At 72.2% G+C, this 21,239-nt stretch carries 18 protein-coding genes and 3 tRNA genes; 14 read left to right on the forward strand and 7 right to left on the reverse strand.

Features of this window, described 5'->3' with window-relative positions:
• Positions 1-223: 223 nt before the first annotated feature.
• The 5 genes from R4Z63_RS10050 to R4Z63_RS10070 all read left to right on the forward strand — a co-directional run bounded on the left by R4Z63_RS10050 (position 224) and on the right by R4Z63_RS10070 (position 3,631).
• Positions 224-1,453: a helix-turn-helix domain-containing protein gene (locus R4Z63_RS10050; RefSeq protein ID WP_384448744.1), complete on the forward strand. Its 1,230-nt coding sequence runs from the start codon at positions 224-226 to the stop codon at positions 1,451-1,453.
• A 196-nt stretch (positions 1,454-1,649) separates the two neighbouring features.
• A complete protein-coding gene (locus R4Z63_RS10055) occupies positions 1,650-1,949 on the forward strand; it encodes a hypothetical protein (protein ID WP_236647700.1) in 300 nt (99 codons plus the stop codon).
• Positions 1,946-2,137, forward strand: coding sequence for a hypothetical protein (locus R4Z63_RS10060; protein ID WP_384448747.1), 192 nt, complete (start codon positions 1,946-1,948; stop codon positions 2,135-2,137). The genes R4Z63_RS10055 and R4Z63_RS10060 overlap by 4 nt, the downstream gene beginning before the upstream one ends.
• Positions 2,138-2,271: 134 nt before the next feature.
• Entirely contained in the window at positions 2,272-2,733 is a 462-nt protein-coding gene (locus R4Z63_RS10065; protein WP_384448750.1) for a glycine-rich domain-containing protein, read from the forward strand.
• Positions 2,734-2,818: 85 nt separating this feature from the next.
• On the forward strand, positions 2,819-3,631 hold the full coding sequence (locus R4Z63_RS10070; protein ID WP_384448753.1) for a phosphotransferase: 813 nt from the start codon (positions 2,819-2,821) through the stop codon (positions 3,629-3,631).
• Between the two features lie 752 nt (positions 3,632-4,383).
• On the opposite strand, the gene R4Z63_RS10075 is transcribed toward R4Z63_RS10070, so the two are convergent.
• From R4Z63_RS10075 to R4Z63_RS10085, 3 genes are all read right to left on the reverse strand, one after another.
• Positions 4,384-4,457 (reverse strand) — tRNA-Ile (locus R4Z63_RS10075).
• Between the two features lie 187 nt (positions 4,458-4,644).
• A tRNA-Asn gene (locus tag R4Z63_RS10080) sits at positions 4,645-4,717 on the reverse strand.
• Between the two features lie 5 nt (positions 4,718-4,722).
• Positions 4,723-4,795 (reverse strand) — tRNA-Asn (locus R4Z63_RS10085).
• Positions 4,796-4,940: 145 nt separating this feature from the next.
• On the opposite strand from R4Z63_RS10085, the gene R4Z63_RS10090 reads away from it, so the two are divergent.
• The 4 genes from R4Z63_RS10090 to R4Z63_RS10105 all read left to right on the forward strand — a co-directional run bounded on the left by R4Z63_RS10090 (position 4,941) and on the right by R4Z63_RS10105 (position 10,606).
• Positions 4,941-5,246, forward strand: coding sequence for a hypothetical protein (locus tag R4Z63_RS10090; protein WP_037923934.1), 306 nt, complete (start codon positions 4,941-4,943; stop codon positions 5,244-5,246).
• Between the two features lie 96 nt (positions 5,247-5,342).
• Entirely contained in the window at positions 5,343-6,791 is a 1,449-nt protein-coding gene (locus R4Z63_RS10095) for an FGGY family carbohydrate kinase (protein ID WP_037923931.1), read from the forward strand.
• 162 nt (positions 6,792-6,953) lie between these two features.
• Positions 6,954-8,687: an ABC transporter ATP-binding protein gene (locus R4Z63_RS10100; RefSeq protein ID WP_384448757.1), complete on the forward strand. Its 1,734-nt coding sequence runs from the start codon at positions 6,954-6,956 to the stop codon at positions 8,685-8,687.
• Positions 8,684-10,606, forward strand: coding sequence for an ABC transporter ATP-binding protein (locus R4Z63_RS10105; protein WP_384448760.1), 1,923 nt, complete (start codon positions 8,684-8,686; stop codon positions 10,604-10,606). The genes R4Z63_RS10100 and R4Z63_RS10105 overlap by 4 nt, the downstream gene beginning before the upstream one ends.
• Before the next feature lie 89 nt (positions 10,607-10,695).
• Here the strand turns inward: R4Z63_RS10105 and R4Z63_RS10110 are convergent, their stop codons facing one another.
• Positions 10,696-11,754, reverse strand: a complete 1,059-nt coding sequence (locus tag R4Z63_RS10110; protein WP_037923922.1) for an RNA polymerase sigma factor — start codon at positions 11,752-11,754, stop codon at positions 10,696-10,698.
• A 151-nt stretch (positions 11,755-11,905) separates the two neighbouring features.
• Between R4Z63_RS10110 and R4Z63_RS10115 the strand changes: the two genes are divergently transcribed.
• Positions 11,906-12,130 carry a hypothetical protein gene (locus R4Z63_RS10115; protein ID WP_384448763.1) on the forward strand — a complete coding sequence of 75 codons (225 nt, stop codon included), beginning with the start codon at positions 11,906-11,908 and terminating at the stop codon, positions 12,128-12,130.
• A 129-nt stretch (positions 12,131-12,259) separates the two neighbouring features.
• Here R4Z63_RS10115 and R4Z63_RS10120 read toward each other — a convergent pair whose 3' ends face one another.
• From R4Z63_RS10120 to R4Z63_RS10130, 3 genes are all read right to left on the reverse strand, one after another.
• Positions 12,260-14,341, reverse strand: a complete 2,082-nt coding sequence (locus R4Z63_RS10120; protein ID WP_384448766.1) for a molybdopterin oxidoreductase family protein — start codon at positions 14,339-14,341, stop codon at positions 12,260-12,262.
• 68 nt (positions 14,342-14,409) lie between these two features.
• Entirely contained in the window at positions 14,410-14,604 is a 195-nt protein-coding gene (locus tag R4Z63_RS10125; RefSeq protein WP_384448769.1) for a hypothetical protein, read from the reverse strand.
• A gap of 74 nt (positions 14,605-14,678) precedes the next feature.
• Positions 14,679-15,293, reverse strand: coding sequence for a SanA/YdcF family protein (locus R4Z63_RS10130; protein ID WP_236647722.1), 615 nt, complete (start codon positions 15,291-15,293; stop codon positions 14,679-14,681).
• A gap of 472 nt (positions 15,294-15,765) precedes the next feature.
• Here R4Z63_RS10130 and R4Z63_RS10135 point away from each other — a divergent pair, with 472 nt between their 5' ends.
• The 4 genes from R4Z63_RS10135 (at position 15,766) to dnaG (ending at position 21,176) form a co-directional block, all read left to right on the forward strand.
• On the forward strand, positions 15,766-16,485 hold the full coding sequence (locus R4Z63_RS10135; RefSeq protein ID WP_384448772.1) for a sirohydrochlorin chelatase: 720 nt from the start codon (positions 15,766-15,768) through the stop codon (positions 16,483-16,485).
• A gap of 37 nt (positions 16,486-16,522) precedes the next feature.
• Complete coding sequence (locus R4Z63_RS10140; RefSeq protein WP_384448775.1) at positions 16,523-17,848, forward strand: deoxyguanosinetriphosphate triphosphohydrolase; 1,326 nt, start codon at positions 16,523-16,525, stop codon at positions 17,846-17,848.
• Positions 17,849-17,941: 93 nt separating this feature from the next.
• Positions 17,942-19,216 (forward strand): NAD(P)/FAD-dependent oxidoreductase, encoded by a 1,275-nt coding sequence (locus tag R4Z63_RS10145; RefSeq protein WP_384448778.1) that lies wholly within the window; start codon positions 17,942-17,944, stop codon positions 19,214-19,216.
• Positions 19,217-19,250: 34 nt separating this feature from the next.
• Positions 19,251-21,176, forward strand: a complete 1,926-nt coding sequence (gene dnaG / locus R4Z63_RS10150; protein ID WP_384448781.1) for a DNA primase — start codon at positions 19,251-19,253, stop codon at positions 21,174-21,176.
• The last annotated feature ends 63 nt before the right edge of the window (positions 21,177-21,239 follow it).

Genomic DNA, 21,239 nt, shown 5'->3' on the forward strand with positions numbered 1-21,239 from the left:
CGGCCCACCGCGGTTTCAGTGCCAGAAAAGAAGCCCATCCAGCCTGTCTCAGTGAAGTAGGCCACGCCAGGCATTCTCATGGATGTGCTCGCGCGCATCTCGCTCGCTCCCCGCTGGGCCGCACGCATCGGTACGGTTCTGGGAGATGAGCCCGAACGAATGAGCCGTGACGCCCGGCTCCTGCCTCGCGTCTGCGGCCCACCACCACCTTGGGGGTGCATTGATGTTGGAGGAAGCCGAGGAGATCGGCCGTCGCGTACGGCGGGCACGGCTGCGGCTCGGGATGCCACAGGCCGACCTCGCTGCCGCTCTGGGGAAGACGCAGGGCTGGGTGTCCAAGATGGAACGCGGCCTGATCGAGCTGGACCGGGTCGGGCTGCTGAACCTCGTCGCCGCCGAGTTGCACGTGCATCCCAACGACCTGATCGGCCGGCCGTACGCGAGCAGCCCCGCCGAGAATCAGTGGCAGGTCTCGGCAGCAGCCATCCTGCACGAGCTGCGCCGCTACGACCTCGCGCCGATCTTCGACGGCGCCCCCCGCGCGTCCGGCGAGCTGTGGCGAGACATGACCCGCCTGCACCGCCTGCGGGACGCCGCCGCCAATACGGCGATCCTCGCCACCCTCCCCGACCTGCTGCGCGAAGCTCGCGCCCTGGCCGAGGCCGCGACCGGTCACGAACGCGAGGAGGCATTCGCGATCTATGCCGTCGCGTGCAAGTTCGCCCACACCGCCGCGCACGCCTTGGGGCACCCCGAACTCGTCGCGATGGCCGCGGAGCGCGCTGCATGGGCGGCGCGCCTCTCGGCCGACCCCGTCATGCCCGCGCTCGCCGACTGGATGCGTGTCTGGGACATGTGGGCGACGGCCGATTGGGACGACTCGCTCACCCTGTCCGACAAGGCCATCGCCAGCGTGCAGCGCGAGTATGAGCTCGGCGAGCCGCTCGCCCTACGGATGTGGGGCACGCTCCACCTGCGCGCCGCCGTCGCCGCGGCCCGTGCCGGCCGACCGGCCGAGGCCGACGAGCGAATCAACCACGCCCGCGCCGCTGCCCGCCGAATGGCAGGCCACCACAACCCGCCGATCTACGACCGCCACTCGGTCACCTTCTCCCCCGGCAACGTGCAGATCCATGCGATCAGCGTCGCCCTGGAGACCGGCGAGCAGACCAAAGCTCTCGCCATAAACCGCCGCACGGCCCCCGAGCTTGTCGCGGCCCTTCCCAACTCCCGCCAGGGTCACCACCACATGGACCTCGCCCGCGCGTGGCTGTGGGATGGCAACCGCGACCGCGCGCTCGCGGAGCTGGAGACCGCGGAGCGGATCGCCCCACAGCTCGTAAGGAACCATCCGATCGCCCGATCAACCCTCCGAAGCATCGTCTACGCCGAGCGGATCGCCACCCGCGAGAAGCTGCGCCGCATGTCAGACCGCTTCCACCTGGACGGATGAGGCGGTATTCCTCCGATTCATATTGGGCCTCTGACGCGCCCCTAACTTCTGGGGCATGACAGGACGACCAACACCCCATCTCCCTTCACAGGGAGGCAAGTTAGGGACGGCCGGGCCGTTCTGCCCACGACTCGGCGACCTCGCCCGCGACACCGCCAAGGATGGGCGAATCGGCGTCATCGTGACGCTGCCCAGAGTGGGCGCCAGCACGTACCACCTGCGTCCGCCGGGCGGTGGCGACGAGTGGTCGGCGCCCGCTGACGGAACCACCCTGCGCCCCGTCCCGGCGCAGACCACGTACGTGACCCCGATGCGGCGCGACGCCGTGTACGACCACCGGGCCCAGCAGAGCGCGCTGCCGGTCCTGGTCCACTACGACGACGGCGGTACGGCCGAGTCCCTGCTCGTCCTCACCCCGGACCAGGTCGAGTTGTACGCAATCCAGTTCGCGCGGCTCATCTCCCAGCGCGAACAGGCGCAGGGGAACGCCGCATGACCGCGCGCCAGGCTGCGCCGAGGGGGATCGCAGGCGGCGATCCGGTGGGCCGCTTCCTGAGCTGGATATGGGCGCTCGGCACTGCCGCCGGATTGGCCACGCTCGCCACCACGACCACCGCTGAGCTCGGCCACCGCGACGCGCTGTCAGCCATGACCGTCCCCGACGCCGGATTCCCGGCGCGCTGATCTCCCTGTTCTCCCGGATGACCCGACAGATCCCGGGCGAGCGGGGCACGCCTCGGCTGGCACCGTCCCCAGTCGCGCCGGCCGAGGCGCTTCACAGCACGTCCCATGCACCACTGACCAAGGAGGCAAGGACCGTGACCGTAGTCCAGGAACGTCCCGCGACCGACGCGCGGAATCTGATCGGCGCCAAGCTGCGCGCGACGCTCGTGTCCAACATGCGGGCCAAGTTCCCCGAGCTGACCGACGACAAGGCCGACCGCGGCGTCGGACAGATGCTCGCCTTCCTCGCGGCCGGCGCGCACAGCGACACCCCACTCAGCCCGTCCCCGCTCGTTGACGACTTCTGGCACGCCTTCCTGCTGCACACGCAGGCGTACCAGGACTTCTGCTCGGGCACGATCGGCACGTTCGTCCACCACCAGCCCGGGTTCCTCGACAAGGAGGAGCACGGCGGCGGCAAGGCCCTGCGCGCCCGGACTGTCGACGCGATCGTCGAGGCCGGGTTCGTGATCGACATGGAGTTCTGGCCCGAGCTGGACCTCGCCGACTGCTCGCAGTGCCACGCCAACTGCCACAACAGCCCCAAGTACGCCTGACGTACCGCCTGCGGCCGGTCCTCGGCTTGTGCCACTCTGTGGCCGAGCCAGGGACCGGCTTCCGTTCTGCACGAGGAGTACGCGGTTGGACCGCACCGCATGGCTTGAACTCCCGCCCGAGGCCCGTAGCGCCGTCGAGACTTACACCGGCCCCGTCGAGCACGCCGAGACCGCAGAGACCGGCGTCATGGCCCGCCTCGCCTGCACCCTCCACACCGCCACCGGGCCCGTCTTCGTCAAGGGCACCCGGAGCGACGAGCCCACAGCGTGGATGTACGACTACGAAGCACGCGTGACCCGCGTCGCACCGCTCGCCCCCCGCGTGCTCTGGCAGGTCGACGCCGGCGGCTGGCTGCTCACCGGGTACGAGTACCTCGTCGGTCCCCACCCAGACCTCAGCCCCGGCTCACCCGACCTCGGCCCCTTCCTCGACGCGCTCACCACCATGTCCGAGACACCGTGGCCCGAGCAGGTCCGCAAGAAGCCCCTGCACCTCCGCTGGGCCGGGTTCTTCCCTGCCGACCACTCCCCCGATCTCGAAGGCCGGGCCCTCGTCCATTCCGACGTGTCGCCGCTGAACATGCTTGGCACGGAAGACGGCATTCGCGTACTGGACTGGGCTCTTGCCTGCCCCGGCCCGGCGTGGGCTGACGCAGCGTTCGCCATCCCGCGGTTCATTCACGCCGGCCACACCGCGGAGCAGGCCGAAGCCCTCGCCCAAGCAGTGCCCGCCTACAGCACCGCCGAGCCCTCGGCCGTCACCACCTTCGCAGCCACGCTGTGCGGTGTCTGGGAGAGCCGCGCTGCCAGCGACCCGGCGCCGCACCGTGCCCCCCTGATCGCTGCCGCCCGAGCCTGGACCATGCATCGCAGCCGTCAGGACGTGCACAGCGCTTAGTACCGAATCCCAGTGCGATCGCCCTACGCGGTTCCTCTCTTGGCCGTATGGATGCCACCGGCCCTGAGCCCCACCTGTTCGCGAACCGATGGCAGCGCTGCGGCCGGTTCCGCTCCGGTCCAGCCGGGGCCGGCCCATGTCCCGCTTCTTGAGCGCGGACACCTGCACGATCTGCTGCCACACGACGATCACCCACCGGGCGACGTGGCGTGCCCGCACGGCGAAGAGGGACACGTCGCTCTGATGTTCTACCGGCCCAAGACGGCGAGCGGTGAGGATCGGATCGTCGATCTCGACGAGCTGACCGTCGGTGCGCTCCTGGGTCACAAGCTGCGGCAGGAGGAGAAGCGCCGCAAGTGGAAGTCGGCGTACCGGGACCACGGGCTCGTGTTCGCCCATGAGGACGGCGACGCTCTGCGCCCGGATCGTCTCCAAGCTCTTCGGTGGACTGATCGACGCCGTCCCGCTCGAGGACGACGCGCACCTGCCCGACGGGAAGCCCGGACGGCTGCGGCTGCGGCACGGGTGGGCGTTGCTGGTGCTCGCCGCCAGGGGTGGCATGCGGGCCGCGCCAGGGCTCCTCGGGCACGCCACCGTGACGGTCACCACAGCCCCGTGGGGACGCCTGCCCGGTGAGGCCGGGTGCGAGGCGGTTCCCGGCCAAAGGCCAGAGATCGGCTCGCCTGATGGCACGGCAGACCCGGAAACGCCGAAGCCGCAGGTGCGATCGTTTCTGCACCTGCGGCTTGCGGTGGGGCGGGTGGGACTCGAACCCACGGCCGACGGATTATGAGTCCGCTGCTCTAACCGGCTGAGCTACCGCCCCTTCACGGCGTGGCGCGTACATCTGTGCGCGCCGTCTGCCGCAGCATAGCCGCTCATACGATCTCCTGCTTCGGATGCCTCGCATGATCGGCTTCGCCTGCCCAGTGAGACCGCGCCGAGGGCTGCCCGGTTCCCTGGACGGGCGATAAAGAAAGAAGAGGGCCCCGTAGGGCCCTCTCCTCTTCCTGCTCCCCCGGCTGGACTCGAACCAGCAACCCTCCGGTTAACAGCCGAATGCTCTGCCAATTGAGCTACAGGGGACTGCGCTCCCCCGACTGGACTCGAACCAGTAACCTGCCGGTTAACAGCCGGCTGCTCTGCCAATTGAGCTACAGGGGATTGCTGCGGTGCATCGAACAGCCCACCTCCGGCCTTGCCGGGGGGCGGGCGCCCGCTGCGAGACATAGATTAGCGCAAGCAGGGGGGTGCTCCGCCAATCGGTATCGACAGCAGGCCGGGCACCACACGACGAAGGGTGACAGGCATGCGGTACAAGGTCACGTTCGTGGTCGGACTGGCCCTCGGGTACGTGCTCGGGACGCGGGCCGGGCGCGAGCGCTACGAGCAGCTGAAGAAGTCCGCCCGGCAGATCGCGCAGAACCCGGCGGTGCGCAACGCCGCCGAGACCGCCGGCCACACCGGGCGCGAGTATGCCGGGAAGGCCTTCGCGGTCGTCAGTGAGAAGGTCGGGGACGCCGTGCCGGACTCGCTCGCCGGACGGGTGCGCGGACTGCGCGGCCGGGCCGGCGGCCAGGCCGCCGACGACGACTGGGGCACGAGCAACACCTGAGGCGCCACCGGCCGTACCCGGAGCCTCTGGAACCCGTGTGGTTCCAGGGGCTCCGGGGCGGTCAGGACCGGCCCCGGGTGCGGCAGAATTCTCCGCATGGGGATAGTCGCCGGGCTGGACAGCTCTTCCGCCTTCACACGCATCGTCGTCTGTGACACCGAGACCGGCGCCGTGCTGCGCCAGGGGTACGCGCCCCATCCGCAGCCGGCGGGCGAACCGGACGGCGCCAACCCCCACGAGACCGATCCACAGGCCTGGCTGCTCTCGCTCGGCGAGGCCGCCGGCGGCGGGATCCTGGAGGGCGTCCAGGCCATCGGCGTCTCCGCGCAGCAGCACGGCCTGCTGCCGCTGGACCCGCAGGGCGCCCTGGTGCGCCCGGCCCTCGTCGGGAACGACAAGCGCGGTCAGGTCGCGGCCGCCGAGCTCACGGAGGCCCTCGGCGGACGGCACGCCTGGGCCGAGGCGGTGGGCTCGGTCCCGCACTCCGCGCAGCCCGTCGCCAAGCTCGCCTGGCTGGCCCGCACCGAGCCCGAGGCGGCCCGCCGGGTGGCCGTGCTGATGTCCGCGCACGACTGGCTGGTCTGGCAGCTGCTGGGCCGTCCGGCTCGCCGCACCACCGACCGCGGCGGGGCCTCCGGCACCGGCTACTGGTCGGCGGCCGCCGGGGCCTGGCGGCCCGACCTGGTCGAGCTGGCGCTCGGGCACCGGGCCCTGCTGCCCGAGGTGCTCGGCCCGGCCGACGCGGCCGGGACCACGCCCGAGGGGCTGCTGATATCGGCCGGTACCGGCGAGACCATGGCCGCGGCCCTCGGCCTGGGACTGGGCCCCGGCGACGCGGTGGTCTCGCTGGGCGCGTCCGGTTCGGTGATGGCGGTGCACCGCGAGGCGCTGTCGGAGCCGGGCGGGCTGATCACCTCCCTGGCCGACGCCACCGGCATGCACCTGCCCGTGGTGAACACCTCCAACGCCGTACGGACCCTGCGCGGCACCGCCGAACTGCTCGGCACCGACCTGGAGGGGCTGTCCGGGCTCGCGCTGAAGTCGACGCCGGGCGCGCACGGCCTCGTACTCCTGCCGTATCTGGAAGGCGAGCGGACGCCGAATCTGCCGCACTCCGCCGGGACCCTCACCGGGCTGCGCCGGGACTCGATGAAGCCCGAGCACCTGGCCCGGGCGGCCTTCGAGGGCATGCTGTGCGGCCTGGTGGACGCCCTCGACGTGCTGCGCTCGCGCGGGGTCGAGATCCGCCGGGTGTTCCTGCTCGGCGCGGCCGCCGAGCTGCCCGCCGTGCAGGCCGCGGCGCCCGGACTGTTCGGGACACAGGTCGTCGTGCCGGCGCCGGCGGACTACGCGGCGCTGGGCGCCGCCCGCCAGGCGGCCTGGGCCCTCGGTGTGGCGCAGGGCACCCTGGCCCCGCACACTCCGCCGGTCTGGCCCGCCCCCGCGGCGCAGGTCTTCGAGCCGGGCGAGGACTTCCCGGCGTGGCAGGGCGTGCGCCAGCAGTACATCGCGACGCGGGAGCAGATCCACCCCGGGGCGTTCTGACCGGACCCCTGCGGGGGGCCCGGGTCTCCCGCGGGAGTCCTGGGTCCCCCTGCCGGGCGGCTGGTCCTTTTGACCGGCCTTTGCGAAATCCGGTGGGGTTCGATGGTCCGTTTGGCCGAAGATGGGTTGAACCCCCTCGACTGTGCCGACCGGAGCCTGCGCGTGCTCATACGACTTCTGCGGACCCACCTGGGTCCGTACCGGAAACCCATCGCGGCGCTGGTCCTGCTGCAACTGCTGCAGACCAGTGCCAGCCTCTACCTGCCCACCCTGAACGCCGACATCATCGACAACGGTGTCGTCAACGGCGACACCGGCTACATCCTGCGCTTCGGCGCGCTGATGCTCGGCGTCTCGCTCGTCCAGCTCGTCTGCAACGTCGGAGCCGTCTACTACGGTGCCCGCACGGCGGCGGCCGTCGGCCGCGACGTCCGGGCCTCGGTCTTCGACCGGGTGCAGAGCTTCTCCGCACGGGAGCTCGGCCAGTTCGGCGCCCCGTCCCTGATCACCCGTACGACCAATGACGTGCAGCAGGTCCAGATGCTGGTCCTGATGACCTTCACCCTGATGGTCTCGGCGCCGATCATGTGCGTCGGCGGCATCGCCATGGCGCTCTCGCTGGACGTGAAACTGTCGGGCGTCCTGCTGGCCGTGGTGCCCGTGCTCGGGATCTCGGTCGGTGCCATCGTCTTCCGGACGCGGCCGCTGTTCCGCCGGATGCAGGAGCGTCTGGACACCGTGAACCGGGTGCTGCGCGAGCAGATCACCGGCAACCGGGTGATCCGGGCCTTCGTCCGCGACGACTACGAGAAGGACCGCTTCCGCGAGGCCAACGCCGACCTCACCGGCGTCTCCCTGGCCGCGGGCAAGCTGCTGGCCCTGATGTTCCCGACCGTGATCGTGGTCGTGAACATCTCCAGCGTCGCCGTGATCTGGTTCGGTGCGATGCGCGTCGACAGCGGCGGCATGGAGATCGGCCAGCTGACGGCCTTCCTCGCCTATCTGATGCAGATCGTCATGTCCGTGATGATGGCCACCTTCATGTTCATGATGGTGCCGCGCGCCGAGGTCTGCGCCGAGCGCATCCAGGAGGTGCTGGACACCGAGTCCAGCGTCGTCCCACCCGCCGACCCGGTGCGCGCACTCGGCCGCAGCGGGCTCCTGGAGCTGCGCGGCGCCGACTTCCGCTACCCGGGCGCCGAGGCTCCGGTCCTGCGCGGCGTGGACCTGGTGGCCCGCCCCGGCGAGACCACGGCGGTGATCGGCTCCACCGGAAGCGGCAAGTCCACCCTGCTCGGCCTGGTTCCGCGGCTGTTCGACGCGACCGGCGGAGAGGTGCTGGTCGACGGCGAGGACGTGCGCCGCCTCGACCCCGAACTCCTGGCGAAGACGGTCGGCATGGTCCCGCAGAAGCCCTACCTGTTCTCCGGCACCATCGCCTCCAACCTGCGCTACGGGCGCCCGGACGCGAGCGACGAGGAGCTGTGGCAGGCCCTGGAAGTGGCCCAGGCCAAGGAGTTCGTCGCGGCGCTGGAGGGCGGCCTGGAGGCCCCGGTCGCCCAGGGCGGCACCAACGTCTCCGGCGGCCAGCGCCAGCGCCTGGCCATCGCCCGCACACTCGTACAGCGTCCGGAGATCTACCTCTTCGACGACTCCTTCTCGGCCCTGGACTACGCGACGGACGCGGCGCTGCGCGCGGCGCTCGCCCGCGAGACCGAGGACGCGACCGTGGTCATCGTCGCCCAGCGGGTCGCGACGATCCGCGACGCCGACCGGATCATCGTCCTGGACGAGGGGCAGGTCGTGGGCGAGGGACGCCACCACGAGCTGATGGCCGGCAACGAGACCTACCGGGAGATCGTGCTCTCCCAGCTGACGGAGGCGGAGGCCGCATGAGCGGGCCCGGAGGACGGATGATGATGGGGCCGGCCCAGCGGTCCCTGGATTTCAAGGGATCGGGCAAACGGCTGCTGGGCCAGCTCGCACAGGACCGGGCGAAGCTGTGGGGCATGGTCCTGGCCGTTGTCGGCAGCGTCGCCTGCGCGGTCGTCGGACCGAAGATCCTCGGCGAGGCGACCGACCTGGTCTTCGCGGGGATCGTCGGCCGGGAGATGCCGGCCGGCCTGACCAAGCAGCAGGCGCTGGACGGGATGCGCGCCCAGGGCGACGGCGGCATGGCGGACATGCTGTCCGGCACCGACTTCACCCCGGGCCGGGGCATCGACTTCGGTGCCGTCGGGGTCGTGGCGGTCTGGGCTCTGGTGGTCTTCACCCTGGCCGGGCTGCTGATGCTGGTGGCGACCCGGCTGTCGAACCACGTCATGAACGGCACCCTGTACCGGCTGCGCGAGGAGCTTCAGGCGAAGCTGTCGCGGCTGCCGCTGTCGTACTTCGACCAGCAGAAGCGCGGCGAGGTGCTGAGCCGGGCCACCAACGACATCGACAACATCGGCCAGACGCTGCAGCAGACGATGGGGCAGCTGCTGAACTCGCTGCTGACCATCGTCGGTGTGCTCGCGATGATGTTCTGGATCTCGCCGCTGCTGGCGCTGGTCGCCGTGGGAACCGTACCGGTCTCGGTGTACGTCGCCGCGAAGATCGGCAAGAAGTCGCAGCCGCAGTTCGTGGAACAGTGGAAGACGACCGGTGCACTCAACGCCCACATCGAGGAGATGTACTCGGGGCACAACCTGGTCAAGGTCTTCGGTCGGCAGAAGGAGTCCGCGGCGGTCTTCGCCGAGCAGAACGACGCACTGTTCCGGGCCTCGTTCAAGGCTCAGCTGGTCAGCGGCATCATGCAGCCGGTGATGTTCTTCATCTCGAACATCAACTACGTGCTGATCGCGGTGGTCGGCGGGCTGCGGGTCGCCTCCGGCACCCTGTCGATCGGTGACGTGCAGGCCTTCATCCAGTACTCGCGGCAGTTCTCGATGCCGCTCACGCAGGTCGCGTCGATGGCGAACCTCGTGCAGTCCGGTGTCGCCTCGGCGGAGCGGGTCTACGAGCTGCTGGACGCCCCGGAGCAGGAGCGCGACGCCGACGTGCCGGAACGCCCGCAGGAGCTGCGCGGACAGGTCACCTTCGACAAGGTGGCCTTCCGCTACGAGCCGGACCGGCCGCTGATCGAGAACCTCTCGCTGGCGGTGGAGCCGGGTCACACGGTCGCGATCGTCGGCCCGACGGGGGCCGGGAAGACCACCCTGGTGAATCTGCTGATGCGGTTCTACGAGGTCACCGGCGGCGAGATCGCGCTGGACGGGGTGGACATCGCCAAGATGACCCGCGAGGAACTGCGCGCGGGCATCGGCATGGTGCTCCAGGACACCTGGCTGTTCGGCGGCACCATCGCGGAGAACATCGCGTACGGCGCTTCGCGCCAGGTCGCGCGTGCCGAGATCGAGGAGGCGGCGCGGGCGGCGCACGCGGACCGGTTCATCCGGACCCTGCCGGACGGCTACGACACGGTGTTGGACGACGAGGGTGCGGGGGTCAGCGCGGGCGAGAAGCAGCTGATCACCATCGCCCGGGCGTTCCTGTCGGACCCGGTGATCCTGGTCCTCGACGAGGCGACGAGCTCGGTGGACACCCGTACCGAAGTACTGATCCAGAAGGCGATGGCGCGGCTCGCGCACGGCCGTACGTCCTTCGTGATCGCGCACCGGCTCTCCACCATCCGCGACGCCGACCTGATCCTGGTGATGGAGAGCGGATCGATCGTCGAGCAGGGCACGCACGAGGAGCTGCTGGCGTCCGGCGGTGCCTACGCCCGCCTGTACGCGGCGCAGTTCGCCCAGGCGGTCGCCGAGGTCGACTGACCGCGGCGCGGACGGGCCGGGGGCGTCCTCCGGGGCGCCCCCCGCCGTGGCCGCGGGCGCCGTGCGCGTCCGCTCCGGTCGGGGGCCGCTCAGTCGAGGTAGCCGCGCAGCTGGTCGGCGAAGGCGTGGTCGCGCAGCTTGTTGAGGGTCTTGGACTCGATCTGGCGGATCCGCTCGCGCGTCACGCCGAAGATCCGGCCGATCTCCTCCAGGGTGCGCGGCCGTCCGTCGGCAAGCCCGTACCGCAACTGCACGACCTTGCGCTCGCGTTCGCCGAGGGTCGACAGGACCGCCTCCAGGTGTTCGCGCAGCAGGAAGAAGGCGGCCGACTCCACGGGGGAGGCGGCGTCCCCGTCCTCGATGAGATCGCCGAGCGCGACGTCCTCCTCCTCGCCGACGGGTGCGTGCAGGGAGACGGGCTCCTGGGCGAGGCGCAGTACTTCCAGGACCCGCTCCGGGGTCAGTTCCAGGTGGACGGCGACCTCTTCGGCGGTGGGCTCGTAGCCGCGTTCCTGGAGCATGCGGCGCTGGACGCGGACGACGCGGTTGATCAGCTCGACGACGTGGACGGGGACCCGGATGGTCCGGGCCTGGTCGGCGAGGGCCCGGGACATCGCCTGCCGGATCCACCAGGTCGCATAGGTCGAGAACTTGTACCCGCGGGCGTAGTCGAACTTCTCGACGGCCCGGATCAGCCCGAGGTTCCCCTCCTGGACCAGGTCGAGCATGGTGAGCCCGCGGCCCACGTACCGTTTGGCTACGGAGACGACCAGCCTCAGGTTCGACTCGATGAGGCGGCGTTTGGCCATGCGCCCCATGACGACGAGCCGGTCGAGGTCGACGGCGAGTTGGGAGTCGAGGTCGGGGGTGCTGCCGAGTTTCTCCTCGGCGAACAGTCCGGCTTCGACGCGCCGCGCCAGGTCCACCTCCTCGGCGGCGGTGAGCAGCGGGATCCTGCCTATCTCGCGCAGGTACTGCCGGAAGAGGTCTGCGGAAGGTCCCGCCCCACCCCCGCCCCCGTCGCCGTCCCGGCTGCGCTGTACCGGCACCGGCGCCGGCTCGATCAGCTCCAGTACCTCGGGCTCTTCGTCCACGGCTTCGGCCTCCGAGGACTCGCTCGCGTTCACGGTCAGGGTCCGGGTCTGCACGGGGGCGACCTCCAGGGCTCCGAGGACGGGGGCACCGCATTCAGTGTGGGGTAAGACACATGGCTGCCACGAGGGGCGTGCGAGCACTTTCTGAGTCCGGTGCGTGACCGATGGTTACCCCCGGCCGGGAACCCCGATGCGGATCGGACACATGTCCGAGACGATCGGCTCCATGCGCGCGTACGAAACCCACGTGACGGTGCGCTGCGCGGACGCGGCGGAGCTGGCGCGGCTCGACACCTGGGCCGCCGCGCGGAAGTGGGAGGTGACGCACGTCCAGCCGGCCCGGGGGCGGGCGGTGTCGCGGCCGGTGCCGACCCTGCCGGACCGCACGGGCCACGAACGGCCGGTGCGGGTGCGGACGTCGACGCGCTGATCCGGGAGCTCGACTCGGCCGGGTACGAAGTGTCAACGGGGCAGCGGAAGTTCGTGCTGTGCGACAGCGACCGTCGGTGGACGAAGCCCGGCTCGGGCCGTGAGGCGGTGGACCCTTCCGGTCACAGCGCTAGGCCGGTTCGACGCGGACCGCGCAGACCTTGAACTCGGGCATGCGGGAAGTGGGGTCGAGGGCCGGGTTGGTCAGGGTGTTGGCGCGGCCCTCGCCCGGCCAGTGGAAGGGCATGAAGACCGTGTCCGCGCGGATGGCGTCCGTGATGCGGGCCGGGGCCACCGCGCGGCCGCGGCGGGAGGTGACGGCGAGGAGGCTGCCGTCGACCGCGCCGAGCCGGGCCGCGAGGCGGGGGTGGAGCTCCACGAAGGGGCCGGGGGCGGCCTCGTTGAGCTCGTCCACCCGGCGGGTCTGGGCGCCGGACTGGTACTGGGCGACCACGCGGCCGGTCGTGAGCAGCAGCGGGTAGTCCGCGTCGGGAACCTCGGCGGCGGCGCGGTGGGCGACCGGGACGAACCGGGCCCGGCCGTCCTCGGTGGCGAAGCCGTCCAGGAAGAGGCGCTCGGTACCGGTCGAGCCGTCGGGGCAGGGCCAGAAGACGCCCTGCTCGGCCTGGATGCGGTCGTAGGTGATGCCCGAGTAGTCCGCCGGGCCGCCGGCCGAGGCGCGGCGCAGTTCGTCGAAGACTTCCTCGGGGGCGGTGGGGAAGCCCTTCTCGATGCCGAGGCGGGCGGCGAGCCCGTGCAGGACCTCCAGGTCGCTGCGGACGCCCGGCGGCGGGGTGAGGGCGCGGCGGCGCAGCAGGACGCGGCCTTCCAGGTTGGTGGTGGTGCCGGTCTCCTCCGCCCACTGGGTGACGGGGAGGACGACGTCCGCGAGGGCGGCGGTCTCGGAGAGGACGACGTCGGCCACGGCGAGGAAGTCCAGCGAGCGGATCCGGTCCTCCACGTGGGCGGCGCGCGGAGCCGAGACCACCGGGTTGGAGCCCATCAGCAGGAGGGACTTCACCTCGGAGCCGAGGGCGTCGAGGAGTTCGTAGGCGCTGCGGCCGGGTCCGGGGAGGCTGTCGGGGTCGACGCCCCAGACCCCGGCGACGTGGGCCCGTGCGGCCGGGTCGGTGAGTTTGCGGTAGCCGGGGAGCTGGTCGGCCTTCTGGCCGTGCTCGCGGCCGCCCTGGCCGTTGCCCTGGCCGGTGAGGCAGCCGTAGCCGGAGAGGGGACGTCCGGCGCGGCCGGTGGCCAGACACAGGTTGATCCAGGCGCCGACGGTGTCGGTGCCCTTGGACTGCTGCTCGGGGCCGCGGGCGGTCAGCACCATCGCGGACTCCGGGGCGCAGAAGAGGGCGACCGCCTCGCGCAGCGCCGGGACCGGGACGCCGGTGATGCGTTCCACCAGCTCGGGCCAGTGGGCCATGGCGGCGGCCCGGGCCTCCTCCCAGCCGGTGGTGCGGGCGGCGATGAACTCCTCGTCGGTGCGGCCGTCGGCGACGACGAGGTGCAGGAGGCCGAGGGCGAGGGCGAGGTCGGTTCCGGGGCGGGGGGCCAGGTGCAGGTCGGCTTGCGCGGCGGTGCGGGTGCGGCGGGGGTCGATGACGACGAGGGTGCCGCCGTTGGCCTTGAGCTCGGTGAGGTAGCGCAGGGCGGGCGGCATGGTCTCGGCCAGGTTCGAGCCGACGAGGATCACGCAGCCGGTGCGGGGCACGTCCTCCAGCGGGAAGGGCAGGCCCCGGTCGAGCCCGAAGGCCTTCTGGTGCGCGGCGGCGGCCGAGGACATGCAGAAGCGGCCGTTGTAGTCGATCTGCGAGGTGCGCAGGGCGACGCGGGCGAACTTGCCGAGCGCGTACGCCTTCTCGTTGGTGAGCCCGCCGCCGCCGAAGACACCGACGGCGTCCGGGCCGTGCGTGCGGGCCGTGCGGGTGAGGCCCGCGGCGACGACGTCGAGGGCCTCCTCCCAGGTAGCGGGTTCGAGCCGCCCTGCGTGGGTGCGGACGAGCGGCTCGGTCAGGCGCACCCGGGAGGAGAGCACGGCGGGGGCGGTGCGGCCCTTGCCGCACAGCGCGCCCCGGTTCACCGGGAAGTCGGCCCGCTCCTCCACTGCCACGCCCCCGCCGCCCGGCTCGGGGCGCAGGTTCATCCCGCACTGCAGGGCGCAGTAGGGGCAGTGCGTGGCGGTGGCGGCGGCGGTTCCCGGGGTGTGCATACGGTCCAGCGTGCGTCAGCGGTGTTACACGGGCAGCCGCCTCCGGTTACACCTCCCGTACGGGTGGCTCAGCGCCGCCCGCCCGCCCCGGTGAGGAACCGCCCGCCCCGGACGAACCGCGGGCCGGCGGCCTCGGCTCCCTCCGCCTCCAGCACGTCGGTGATCAGCACCCGGCCGCCGCCGTCCACGACGGACCGCGCCGCCGCGGCGCCCGGCCCGCGCGCTCCGCCGGTGATGACGACCGCCTTGCCGCTCAGATCCACTGACGCCGCATCCCGCCCCCTGACGCAGCATCGGCCGATCCGGCATATGGCCGTTCGGCATGTCCGGCGGCGCGTCAGTCCGCCGGAGCCGCCAGAGCGCGCGACACCCCCTCCTCCTTCGGGCCCAGGAAGCGCGGGGAGGGCTTGAGGACCGCGTCGAGCGCCGCCTTGCCCGACGCGAAGAGCTCCCGCGTCTGACCGTAGTACCAGGTGGCGTCGTGCACGTCGGCCACCCCGACGCCGTACGCATCCAGACCCGCCGCCTGGCACAGCGCGACGGCCCGGCGTATGTGGAAGCCCTGGGTGACCAGCACGGCCCGCTCGACCCCGAAGATCTCCTTGGCCCGCACGCAGGAGTCCCAGGTGTCGAAGCCGGCGTAGTCGCTGACGATCCGGGTGTCCGGGACCCCGTGCTCGGTCAGGTACCTGCGCATGGCGTCGGGCTCGTCGTACTCCTCGCGGCTGTTGTCCCCGGTGACCAGCACCACCCTGGCCTTGCCCGTGCGGTACAGCTCGGCGGCCGCGTCGAGCCGGTCGGCGAGATAGGGGGTGGGCCGCCCCCGCCACAGGCCGGCTCCGAACACCACCGCCACGTCGGCGGCGGGCGCGTCGGCCGTCGTCCGCAGCCGGTCGGCCGCCGATGCGTGCGTCCATGCCGACGGGAGCAGCGCCAGCACGCAGCCCGCCATGACGGCCTGCACCGCCAGCCGCCGGCCCGGGAGTCCGCGCAGCCACCGCGGCCGCCGTCCCGGCCGCCCGTCCGCCACCGCGCGCACCACGGCGCCCGCCCTCGCCCTCGCCCGGCTCCTGATGTCCATGACCGTCCCTCCCGCACACCGCACGCACGCACCGTTCGCACGCACCGTTCGCACACACTGACGATCGTCGCCCGGCCCGGAGTTCCGCGACCGCCCCGTTTCACCCGTACGAACGACCGAAGTGAGCACCCTGCAAAGACCCGTCACCCCGGCGCAACGCACCGGCAACGTGCAGCCCGCAGGATCGGTTCATGACGGAGCCGGTGCACCCTTCCGACAGCCCCTTCCTCCCCTCCCTCCCGTTCGGCAGCGCGGCCGAGCTGCTGACCCGGATCACCACCCAGCTCGGCACGCAGCTCAGCGGACTGCGACCGCCCCGCACCCGCCCCCTCGGAGACCGCCCATGCAGCAGCCCTCCCTCGTCGCCGTGGCCCACGGCAGCCGCGACCCACGCGCCCTGCACACCGCCCTCGCCCTCCTCGACCGGGTCCGCGAGCTCCGCCCGCGGCTCGACGTCAGGCTCGGCCACATCGAGCTGAACGCCCCGCTGCTCGACGACACCCTGCGCGGGACGTCCGGCGCTGCCGTGCTCGTCCCGCTGCTGCTCGGCCGGGGGCACCACGTCAAGCACGACCTCCCCGCGGCCGCCGCCCGGGCCACCCACCTGCACATCCGCGTCGCCGCCCCGCTGGGCCCGCACCCGCTGCTCGTCGAGGCCCTGTACGAACGGCTCGTGGAGGCCGGCTGGACCCCCGGCACCGCCGTGGTGCTCGCCGCCGCCGGTTCCCGCGATCCCGACTCGGCGGCCGACACCCGCCGCACCGCCACCCTGCTCGCCGGCCGCCTCGGCGTCCCGGTGGTGCCCGCCTACGCCTCGGCCGCCGCGCCCACCACCTCCGAGGCCGTGCGGGCACTCGCCGCCCGCGGCCACCACCGCACGGCCGTGGCCTCGTACTTCGCCGCTCCCGGCCGGTTCGCCGCCCAGACCGCCGCGGCCTCGCCCGGTCCCGCAGCGGCCCCGCTGGGCGACCATCCGGCCCTGGCCCGGCTGTTGCTGCGCCGCTACGACGAGGCCCTGGCCCGTCCCGCCGCGCTCCCCCGGCCGGATCTCGTCTCCGCGTGATCGGCGGTTCGTCAGTCGTTGCGGTTACCGTCTTGTCATGGAAGGCACCGCGCACGCCCCCGCAGACGACCTCTACTCCCCCTACGACCCGGCCGACACCGAGCGCTGGGCCGCCGAGCCCGACAAACGCCCCGGCCGCACCGCCTTCCAGCGCGACCGCGCGCGCGTGCTGCACTCCGCCGCGCTGCGCCGCCTCGCCGGGAAGACCCAGGTGGTCACGCCCGGCAGCCGCTCCTACGACTGGGACGCCAGCCCGCGGACCCGGCTCACGCACTCCCTGGAGTGCGCCCAGGTCGGACGGGAGCTCGGCGCCGCGCTCGGCTGCGACCCCGACCTCGTCGAGGCCGCCTGCCTCTCGCACGACATGGGGCACCCGCCCTTCGGCCACAACGGCGAGGAGGCGCTCAACGAGTTCGCCAAGGACTGCGGCGGCTTCGAGGGCAACGCCCAGTCGCTTCGTCTGCTGACACGGCTGGAACCCAAGCGGTTCGTGCCCGACCCGGCGACCGGGCGGCCGGTCAGCGTGGGCCTCAACCTCACCCGGGCCTGTCTGGACGCCGCCACCAAGTACCCGTGGGCCCGGGGCGGGCATCCGACGGACCCCGGCTCAGTCAAGTTCGGGGCGTACGAGGACGACCTGCCGGTCTTCGAGTGGCTGCGCCGCGGCGCACCGGCCGACCGCAAGTGCTTCGAGGCCCAGGTGATGGACTGGGCGGACGACGTCGCCTACTCCGTCCACGACTTCGAGGACGGCCTGCACGCCGGACACCTCGATCCGAACCTCCTCTTCGCCGAGCCCGAGCGGGCAGCCATCTGGCAGGTCGCCATCGGCCGGTATGTGCCCGCCGACACCTCCCCCGACGAGTTGCGGTCCGCCCTCGACCGGCTGATGGAGCAGGAGTGGTGGCCGCACGGGTACGACGGGTCCGCCGTCGCCCAGGCCCGCCTGAAGGACGCCACGAGCCAGCTGATCGGCCGTTTCTGCCTGGCTGCCGAAGGGGCCACCCGGGAGGCGTACGGCTCGGGCCGCCTCACCCGGTACGGCGCCGAGCTGGTGGTCCCGCGCGAGGCGCGCCACGAGTGCGCGGTCCTCAAAGCGGTCGCCGACCTGTACGTCATGCAGCGTGACGAGCAGGAGCGGATCCGCGCCGACCAGCGCATCGTCCTGGCCGAACTGGCCGAGGCGCTCAGCGTCCGCGCGCCCGAGGGCCTGGACCCGCAGTTCCGGGCCATCTTCGACGGCGCCGCGGACGACAAGGCCAGGAAGCGGGCGGTCATCGATCAGATCGCGTGCCTCACCGACGCTTCCGCGCGTTCCCTGCACGCACGTCTCACCCGGCGGGCCCGACGCGCCGAAGGGTGAGCCGATCGAGCCATTCCCCCTTCACGAGGCAGGCTCGGTGCGGGACGCTCGCATGTGGCCGCATGTGGCGCAGAGGTTATGAGGAGGCATCAGGTGGTCGACGCACACAGGACGTTCGTCATCGTCGGCGCGGGGCTGGCCGGGGCCAAGGCGGCCGAGACGCTGAGGTCCGAGGGGTTCACGGGGCGGGTGATCCTGATCGGCGACGAGCGCGACCACCCGTACGAGCGCCCCCCGCTGTCCAAGGGCTACCTGACGGGCAAGGAGGAGCGGGAGAGCGTCTTCGTCCACGAGCCGTCCTGGTACGCGGCCTCCGACATCGAGCTGCACCTCGGCCAGCCCGCTGTGCACCTCGACCGGGAGGCCAAGAAGGTGGTCCTCGGGGACGGCACGGTCGTGCACTACGACAAGCTACTGCTGGCCACCGGCGCCGAGCCGCGCCGGCTGGAGATCCCGGGAACCGGGCTGGCCGGCGTGCACCACCTGCGTCGGCTCGCGCACGCCGAGCGGCTGCGCCACGTCCTGGCGGGCCTCGGCCGGGACAACGGACACCTGCTGATCGCGGGCGCCGGGTGGATCGGCCTGGAGGTCGCCGCCGCGGCCCGCGGATACGGCGCCGAGGTGACCGTCGTCGAACCGGAGGCCACCGCGCTGCACGCCGTACTCGGCCCCGAGGTCGGCCGGCTCTTCGGCGACCTGCACGCCGAGCACGGCGTGCGCTTCCACTTCGGTGCCCGGCTGACCGAGATCATCGGGCAGGACGGCATGGTGCTGGCCGCCCGGACCGACGACGGCGAGGAACATCCCGCGCACGCCGTGCTCGCCGCGATCGGGGCGGCGCCGCGGACGGCCCTCGCCGAGACCTCGGGGCTGGCCCTGGTCGACCGGGAGCACGGCGGCGGGATCGCCGTGGACGCCGCCCTGCGCACCTCCGACCCGGACATCCACGCGGTCGGTGACGTCGCGGCCGCCCACCACCCGGTGCTCGGGACCCGGCTGCGGGTCGAGCACTGGGCGAACGCGCTGAACGGCGGCCCGGCCGCGGCCCGGGCGATGCTGGGGCACGACGTCGCCTACGACCGGGTGCCGTACTTCTTCTCGGACCAGTACGACGTGGGCCTGGAGTACTCGGGCTACGCCCCGCCCGGCGGCTACGACCAGGTGCTGATCCGCGGCGACGTCGGCAAGCGGGAGTTCATCGCCTTCTGGCTGTCAGAGGGCCGGGTCCTCGCCGGGATGAACGTGAACGTGTGGGACGTCACCGAGCACATCCAGGCCCTGATCAGGGCAAAGGTGCCCGTTGACCGCGAAGCTTTGTCGGATCCGTCGGTTCCGCTTGAGTCGCTGGTCCCGACCGCGGGGGCCTGACGGGTTTGCCCGCGCCCGGCCGTAGACTTCACGGGTGGCAGGACGGATCAATGACGACGACGTGAAGGCGGTACGGGACGCGGTCCCGATCGACGCCGTGGTCTCGGACTACCTCCAGCTGCGCAACGCGGGCGGGGGCAACCTCAAGGGCCTGTGCCCCTTCCACGACGAGAAGTCCCCCTCCTTCCAGGTCAGCCCCAGCAAGGGCCTCTACCACTGCTTCGGCTGCCAGGCGGGCGGGGACACCCTCGACTTCGTCATGAAGATCGACCATCTCTCCTTCTCCGAGGCGGTCGAGCGCCTGGCCGGCCTGGCCGGAATCACCCTGCGCTACGAGGAGGGCGGCTACACCGCCGGCACCAGCGGCCGCGGCGAGCGCATCCGGCTGGTCGAGGCGCACCGGGAAGCCGCCCGGTTCTACGTCGACCAGCTGGACGGCCCCGAGGCCGCGATCGGCCGCACGTTCCTGGCCGAGCGCGGCTTCGACCAGGCCGCCGCCGCTCACTTCGGCGTCGGCTACAGCCCGGCCGGATGGGACCACCTGACCCGCTTCCTGCGCGGCAAGGGCTTCACCGACAAGGAGCTGATCACCTCCGGACTCGCCCAGGACAGCCGCAGCGGCAAGCCGATCGACCGCTTCCGCGGCCGGCTGATGTGGCCGATCCGCGACACCAGCGGCGAGGTGGTCGGCTTCGGCGCGCGCAAGCTGCGCGACGATGACAACGGGCCGAAGTACCTGAACACCCCCGAGACCGCGATCTACCGCAAGTCCCAGGTGCTGTACGGCGTCGACCTGGCCAAGAAGGAGATCGCCAAGACCTCCCGGGCCGTGGTGGTCGAGGGCTACACGGACGTGATGGCCTGCCACCTGGCCGGCGTCACCACCGCCATCGCGACCTGTGGCACCGCCTTCGGCGGGGACCACATCAAGATCCTCCGCCGTCTGCTGATGGACAACGCCACAGCCGAGGTGATCTTCACGTTCGACGGTGACGCGGCCGGGCAGAAGGCGGCCCTGCGGGCCTTCGAGGACGACCAGAAGTTCGCGGCCGAGACCTCGATCACCATCGCCCCCGGCGGCATGGACCCCTGCGACCTGCGCCTCGCGCAGGGTGACGCGGCCGTCGTCGGCCTGGTGGAGGCACGCACCCCGCTGTTCGAGTTCGCGCTGCGGCACATCGTCTCCCGGCACAACCTGGAGAACCCGGCGGGACGGGCGGCCGCGCTGGACGAGGCGGCCCCCGTCGTCGCCAACATCAAGAACATCGCCATCCAGCACGAGTCGGCGGTCCAGCTGGCCGGCATGCTGGGCATCCGCGACGAACAGTTCGTGGTCAAGCGGGTCGCGCAGCTCGCCCGGTGGGCACGTGAGCGCGGCCAGGGCGGCGGACCTCAGGGAGGCCGGCCGGGCGGAAGCCAGCAGCGGGGCCGCCCGGCCCGCGAGGACGTTCCCGCGCCCGCCGCACCGCCGGCCGCCGGGCCCGCGCTGAACCTGCGCAGCCCCGCCCACCGCACCGAGCGCGAGCTGCTGAAGCTGGCCCTCCAGCGGCCTGCCCTGGTGTCCCCGGCCTTCGACGCCTACGGGATCGACGAGTTCACCGCCCCGCCCTACGCCGCCGTACGCCAGGCCATCCAGGAAGCGGGAGGTGCCGCCGACGCCGACGACGGCTACGTGGCCCGGGTGCGCGAGGCCGCCCCGAACGACACGGTGCGTGCCCTCGTGACCGAGCTGGCGGTGGAGGCGATCCACGCGAAGACGGTCGACGAGGTCTACGCGGGGGTCCAGCTGGTCCAGGTCCGGCTGCGCGCGGTCGACCGGCGGGTCCACGAGGTCCAGGGCACGCTGTCACGGCTCGGCGCGCAGGCGCCGCCGGAACAGCTGGCGGCGGTCCAGGAGGAGCTGTGGGTGCTCCAGCAGTACGGGCAGCGCCTGCGCAACCGCGGCGCCGAGGGACTCTAGTGCGCTGAGGAGGCCCCGGCGCGGTTTCGGCCCACGCCGCTCACCGGGTGGCGGAGGCCGGTG

The sequence above is a fragment of the Streptomyces sp. PL-29 genome, assembly GCF_058344425.1.